Here is a 5,604-nt window from a genome sequence, read left to right as displayed (position 1 = left end):
CCGCCGCCCACTCCCGAGGCCGCAGCGGCGGCCGCCGCCCCCGCGAAGCCCAGCTCCTGGGACGTCAGCGTGGGCCTGAGCCTCATCTCCATCACCGGCAACGCGTCCACGCTGACCGTGAGCGGCCTGGGCAGCGCGCTGCGCAAGACGGAGAAGTGGATCTACTCCATCAAGGCCTACGGCGCGTACGGCCGCAGCCGCCCGCCCGAGGTGGAGGGCGAGGTGGAGTCCCTGTCCCAGGTGGTGGCCCTCAACGCCGGCTTCGAGCTGCGTGGGGACCGCCGCTTCACGGAGCAGCTCAGCGGCTACCTGCTGGCCGGCGTGGACACGGACCACATCAAGAGCGTGGAGTCGCGGCCCTACGGTGAAGCCGGCGCCAGCATCCTCTGGTTCGACACCAAGAAGGACGAGAAGCTGGGCACGCGCGACTCCGTCCTGCGCACCGACTTCGCCTTCCGCTACGCCCGCGAGACGCGCTTCCAGTACTACCCGGATCGCGTGGACCTGCCGGACGTGGACCTGGGCGGTCCGCGCTTCGGTGCCCTGTTCCGCTACGGCATCTCCAAGGACATCACCTTCCAGGAGGAGGCGGAGATCCTGGTCAGCGTCATCTCCGACTCGCGCATCCTCTTCAGCAGCCAGACGCAGGTGATGGCCAGCCTCACGGACGCCCTGGCCCTGGGCGTGGGCTTCCAGGTGAAGGCCGACAGCGCTCCGCCCCCGGGCAAGGTGTCCACGGACACGGCGCTCTCCTTCAACCTGACCGTCGCCCTGTAGTCCCAAGGCGCCGGAGACGGCGGCCCGCCAAAAGCGACGCGGCGCCAGGGAGCAATCCCGGGCGCCGCGTTCGTGCTTCAAGGGGACCTGCGAGAGACGCTGCGGACTACTCGTGCTTCTCGTGGGTCTGCTTCTGCAGCTGCTGGTGCCCACCCGTGCGGCCTTCCGTCGGGTTCGCGCCGATGTCCACCGCCTGCAGGTCGCTGTACTGCGACCCCGGCGGGTTGGCCAGACGGAAGCGGGTGCCGATGTCCATCAGCGAGAAGCCGATGAGCAGCACCACGAACAGGATGGACACCGCGAACACCAGGCGGTTGGCGCCCTGGTGCTCCGACAGGTGCATGAAGTACAGCGCCACCAGCGTGCCCTTCACGCTGGCGATGATGAGCGCCAGCACCAGACCGAAGTCCGGCAGATGCATGCGGCCGGTGAAGACCGTGACGAGCGTGAGCACCAGCAGGGCAATCCAGATGACCACGTAGCGCCCGGCGCCGTGGTGCTCCTGCATGTTGTGCTCTTCCTGACGCGATTCGTTGGCGATGGCCATGTCTTAAACCCTCAGACCAGGTACAGCATCGGGAAGAGGAAGATCCACACCAGGTCGACGAGGTGCCAGTACATGGAGCCCAGCTCGACCTGCGTGTAGTTGTTCGCGCTGAAGTCCCCGACGCGGTACGCGCGCACCGTGGCGAACGCCAGCACCGTCATGCCGATGACGACGTGCAGGGCGTGCAGCGCCGTGGAGGCGAAGTACACGGAGAAGTACATCGGCGCGCCCGGCAGCTGGATGCCTTCGTAGAAGTAGTAGCGGCCCGGCAGCGTCCCGATGTGGAACTTGTGCTTGTACTCGAAGAACTTGATGACGAGGAATCCCATCGCCATCAGGAGGGTGAGCACGTTCATGTGCCCCACCATCTTGTTCTTGCCCTCCTTGGCGTAGTGCACCGCCATGGCGGCGGTGAACGAGGAGGTGATGAGCACCACCGTGTTGATGGTGCCCATCGTCAGGTCCAGGCTGCGGCTGGAGGCCGCCCACGCTTCCGGGAACAGGAAGCGGTAGGCCGCGTAGCACGCGAACAGACCCGCGAAGAGCAGGATTTCCGTGGCGAGGAACAGCCACATGCCCAACCGCGCCGCGTGCTTCTGGACCTCCAGCGACGCGAAGTGGGCAGCCAGCTTGGGACCGGGCACGGAGCCCGGCGTCACGTGAGCGCTAGACATCCGACACCTCGCCCTCGGCCTTCTTCGGATCCACGTAGAAGTGCGGCTCCTCGGGATACGTCGGCTGGGGCCCGATGAAGTTGTGCGTGGGCGGAGGGGACATGGTCAGCCACTCGTAGCCCTTGCTGTTCCACGGGTTGTCCACGCGCTCGCCGTAGATGAGCGCGTAGGTCAGGTAGATGGCGATGATGATGAAGCCGAAGGCGAGCAGCGACGCACCGGCCGTGGACGCCACGTTCAGCGCCTGGAAGCGCTCCGGGTACTCGTAGTAGCGGCGCGGCATGCCCGCGTTGCCCACGAGGAACTGGGGGATGAACGTCGCGTTGAAGCCCAGGATGATGAGCGCCGCGGAAACCAGGCCCCACCCCTCGTGGTACATCTTCCCGAACATCTTCGGGAACCAGTAGTGCAGCGCGGCCAGGAAGGCCATGATCGTCGCGCCCACCATGATGAAGTGGAAGTGCGCCACGACGAAGTAGGTGTCGTGCCACGCCACGTCCAGGGACACCGTCGCCACCGCGATGCCCGTCATGCCACCGAACACGGTGAAGAACAGGAAGCCGCAGAAGTAGGCGAACGGGGTGCTGAACTCCACGGCGCCCTTGTAGACGGTGCCCACCCAGTTGAAGACCTTGATGGCGGTGAAGACGCCCACCAGCATGGACAGCACGCCGAACACGCCGGCGTTGAAGGTCGACTGGCCGGACACGAACATGTGGTGGCCCCAGGCGAAGAAGCCCACGAACGCGATGCCCACGCTCGAGTACGCCACCGCGCGGTAGCCGAAGATGTTCTTGCGGCTGAACGTGGAGACGACCTCGCTCATCACGCCGAACGCCGGCAGCACCATGATGTACACGGCCGGGTGGCTGTAGAACCAGAACAGGTGCTGGAAGAGCACCGGGTCACCGCCGCGGGCCACGTCGAACATGCCCAGGCTGAACAGGTTCTCCGCCGTCACCAGCAGGAGCAGCAGGCCAATCACCGGCGTCGCCAGCACCTGGATGCAGCTGGTGGCGTAGAGCGCCCACACCATCAGGGGCATCTTGAACCAGGTGATGCCCGGCGCGCGCATGGTGTGCGCAGTGACGATGAAGTTCATGCCCGTGAGGATGGAGCTGAACCCGATGATGAACGCGCCGAAGAGGACCGGCGCCACCGTGGTCGTCGTGTGCGCGCTGTACGGCGTGTAGAACGTCCAGCCGGTGTCCAGGCCGCCGTTGAGCATGCCCCAGAGCGCGAAGCCCGCGCCGGCCAGGTACACGTAGAGCGACAGCAGGTTCAGGCGGGGGAACGCCACGTCCTTGGCGCCCAGCATCAGCGGCAGCATGAAGTTGCCGAAGATGGCCGGGATGGCAGGGATCATGAACAGGAAGATCATGACGATGCCATGCAGCGTGAAGACGCGGTTGTACGTCATCGCGTCCATGATGGTCGGACCGGGCGTCAGCAGTTCGATCCGGATGAGCAGCGCGAAGATGCCGCCCACCAGGAAGAACAGCAGCACCCAGGCCATGTACATGATGCCGATGCGCTTGTGGTCCACCGTCAGCAGCCACGACTTCACCGTGGTGCCGTCCGTCAGGTAGCTCGGGTGGTGGCCGTGGTCGTCGTGCGCCTCATGGCCGGGGACGGCGGCCCCGGGCGCGGCGATGCTACTGGATGGGGTCATAGGCGGGGCCCTCGGAAGCGGTCTCGCGCACGTTCGCGGTGCGCAGCGTCTTGATGTACTCGACGATGGCGGCCGACTCGGGGCCCTGCAGCTTGCCCTGGTAGGTCGGCATCACGTTCTGGTAGCCGGCGACGATGTGCGCGCCCGGGTCCATCATCGACTGGGTGATGTAGGCCTCATCCACGCGGATGTTCTGGCCGTCCTCGAGCTTCTCGGTGCGCTCGTACAGACCCAGGAAGGTGGGGCCGATGTGCTTCGAGCCGTCCACCGAGTGGCACTTGAGGCAGCCCTGCGTGCCCACCAGCTTCTGGCCCTGCTCGGCCATGCGGGCGGCGGGCGGCACGAGCGACGTGTCCGCCAGCGCGTCCTGCCGGTCCTGCAGGCGGCCACGCTGCTGCTCCTGCAGCCAGTTCTCGTAGTCCTCCGGCGCGAGCACGACGACCTCGGCCAGCATCTTCGAGTGCGACAGGCCGCAGTACTCGGTGCAGAGCACCTGGTACGTGCCGGGCTTCGTCGCCTCGAACCAGGCCTGCGTGTAGCGGCCCGGCAGCGCGTCCATCTTGATGCGGAAGGACGGGACGTAGAAGGAGTGGATGACGTCGCGGGACGTGATGAGCAGGCGCACCGGGCGGTTGGCCGGCACGTGCAGCACGTTCACGCCGTTGGGGCCCTCCGGGTAGGAGAACTTCCACATCCACTGCTTGCCCATGACGTAGACATCCATCGAGTCCTTGGGCGGGGTGGTGTACCAGGTGAAGTCCCGGAACCCGATGGCGAACCACGCCAGGAAGAACACCAGCGGGACGGAGACGAAGAGGAACTCCGTCTTCAGGTCCGGCACCACGTATTCCGTGTGCTGGTGGGCCTCCCGCCGGCGGTAGCGGAAGAACATGAAGAGCGCCGCGAGGCCGACGCCCGCGGACATCACCATCGTCGTACCGACGACGAAGTAGTGCAGGAAGTCGACCCGTTCCGCGAACGTGGACGCGCGCTCCGGGAGGAACAGGAATTGGTTGGCCAGGTCGCTCATGTAGTCGCGCCTTTCTTCAGCTCGCGCCTCCAGAAATAGATCAGCATCGTGGCCAGGGCGCCGAAGACAGCCAGGGAGCCCAGGCGGATGAACCCGAAGATGTAGAAACCGTACCGCCGCGTGGCGGTGTCATACTTGAAACAGGACATGACGATGCGATCGACGCTCGTCCCGACCCGACCGCCCGCTGCTTCCAGCAGCGAAAGCTTCACGTCCTTGCGGTCGAACGACGTGCCGTAGAGGTAGCGGGAGATGCTCCCCTCCGGCGTGAGCACGGTGACCACCGCGGGGTGGGCGTACTGCTTCGTGCTCGGTTCATACGTGTACTTGAAGCCCACGGCGTCGGCGAGCTTGTGGATGTTCTCGTCGGTGCCGGTGAGGAAGTGCCACGGAGCCGTCTCCGGCTTGCCCATGGACTGGAGGTACTTGCGGCGGCGCTCCGCGCTCTGCGCCGGGGTGTCCTTGGGGTCGATGCTGACGGTGACGGCCTCGTAGTCCTTGCCCAGCTCCAGGCCCAGTTCGCGCATCACGCGGACCTGCTCGTTGATGACGAGGTTACAGAGCATGGGGCACTCGTAATAGACGAGCGTGAGCAGGGTGGGGCGCGTCTTGGACAGCAGCGTGCCCAGCCGGACCTCTTCCCCGGAGGAGTCCAGGAAGCGGGTCTCCAGGGGGAGCGGCTCCCCCAGGTGCTCCTCCACGTCCACCCCCGTCACCGGCGGGGGCAGGTCGGAGTCCGCCTCCACGATGGCGCGGGGCGTCTTGCCTCCGCCCGGCAGGGCGTACGCGGGCGTGGCGCTGGTGAGCACCAGCGCGAGCGCCGCGAGGAGCCCGGCGACGCGGGCGGAGGAGTGCGGAAGAAGGGACGGCATGGCGGGGGACGGCTCGGGGGCAGGAGGAGCGG

6 protein-coding genes are annotated in these 5,604 nt (G+C 66.4%); 1 reads left to right on the top strand and 5 read right to left on the bottom strand.

Annotation, left to right across the window (positions count from 1 at the left end; all coding sequences use genetic code 11):
* On the top strand, positions 1-777 hold a 777-nt coding region (locus D7X55_RS34970; protein ID WP_233610253.1), incomplete at its 5' end, for a DUF481 domain-containing protein.
* Positions 778-883: 106 nt separating this feature from the next.
* Here the strand turns inward: D7X55_RS34970 and D7X55_RS34965 are convergent.
* From D7X55_RS34965 to D7X55_RS34945, 5 genes are read right to left on the bottom strand one after another with little or no spacing between them, the layout of a single operon-like run.
* Positions 884-1,324, bottom strand: a complete 441-nt coding sequence (locus tag D7X55_RS34965) for a cytochrome C oxidase subunit IV family protein (protein WP_120553083.1) — start codon at positions 1,322-1,324, stop codon at positions 884-886.
* Positions 1,325-1,335: 11 nt separating this feature from the next.
* A complete protein-coding gene (locus D7X55_RS34960; protein ID WP_120553084.1) occupies positions 1,336-1,998 on the bottom strand; it encodes a cytochrome c oxidase subunit 3 family protein in 663 nt (220 codons plus the stop codon).
* A complete protein-coding gene (locus D7X55_RS34955; protein ID WP_120553085.1) occupies positions 1,991-3,670 on the bottom strand; it encodes a cytochrome c oxidase subunit I in 1,680 nt (559 codons plus the stop codon). The genes D7X55_RS34960 and D7X55_RS34955 overlap by 8 nt, the downstream gene beginning before the upstream one ends.
* Positions 3,654-4,700 (bottom strand): cytochrome c oxidase subunit II, encoded by a 1,047-nt coding sequence (gene coxB, locus D7X55_RS34950; RefSeq protein ID WP_120553086.1) that lies wholly within the window; start codon positions 4,698-4,700, stop codon positions 3,654-3,656. The genes D7X55_RS34955 and coxB overlap by 17 nt, the downstream gene beginning before the upstream one ends.
* Positions 4,697-5,572: an SCO family protein gene (locus D7X55_RS34945; RefSeq protein WP_120553087.1), complete on the bottom strand. Its 876-nt coding sequence runs from the start codon at positions 5,570-5,572 to the stop codon at positions 4,697-4,699. The genes coxB and D7X55_RS34945 overlap by 4 nt, the downstream gene beginning before the upstream one ends.
* Positions 5,573-5,604: the final 32 nt, after the last annotated feature.

The organism is Corallococcus sp. AB049A (assembly GCF_003668885.1).
Taxonomy (GTDB): Bacteria; Myxococcota; Myxococcia; order Myxococcales; family Myxococcaceae; genus Corallococcus; species Corallococcus interemptor.
The sequence above is the reverse complement of the archived record's forward strand: the minus strand, read 5'-3'. Positions and strand labels throughout refer to the sequence as shown.

Excerpts from the sequence above, each read along its gene's own strand:
- D7X55_RS34965 (WP_120553083.1), bottom strand. The coding sequence starts at position 1,324 with ATGGCCATCGCCAACGAATCGCGTCAGGAAGAGCACAACATGCAGGAG.
- D7X55_RS34960 (WP_120553084.1), bottom strand. The coding sequence starts at position 1,998 with ATGTCTAGCGCTCACGTGACGCCGGGCTCCGTGCCCGGTCCCAAGCTG.
- D7X55_RS34955 (WP_120553085.1), bottom strand. The coding sequence starts at position 3,670 with ATGACCCCATCCAGTAGCATCGCCGCGCCCGGGGCCGCCGTCCCCGGC.
- coxB (WP_120553086.1), bottom strand. The coding sequence starts at position 4,700 with ATGAGCGACCTGGCCAACCAATTCCTGTTCCTCCCGGAGCGCGCGTCC.
- D7X55_RS34945 (WP_120553087.1), bottom strand. The coding sequence starts at position 5,572 with ATGCCGTCCCTTCTTCCGCACTCCTCCGCCCGCGTCGCCGGGCTCCTC.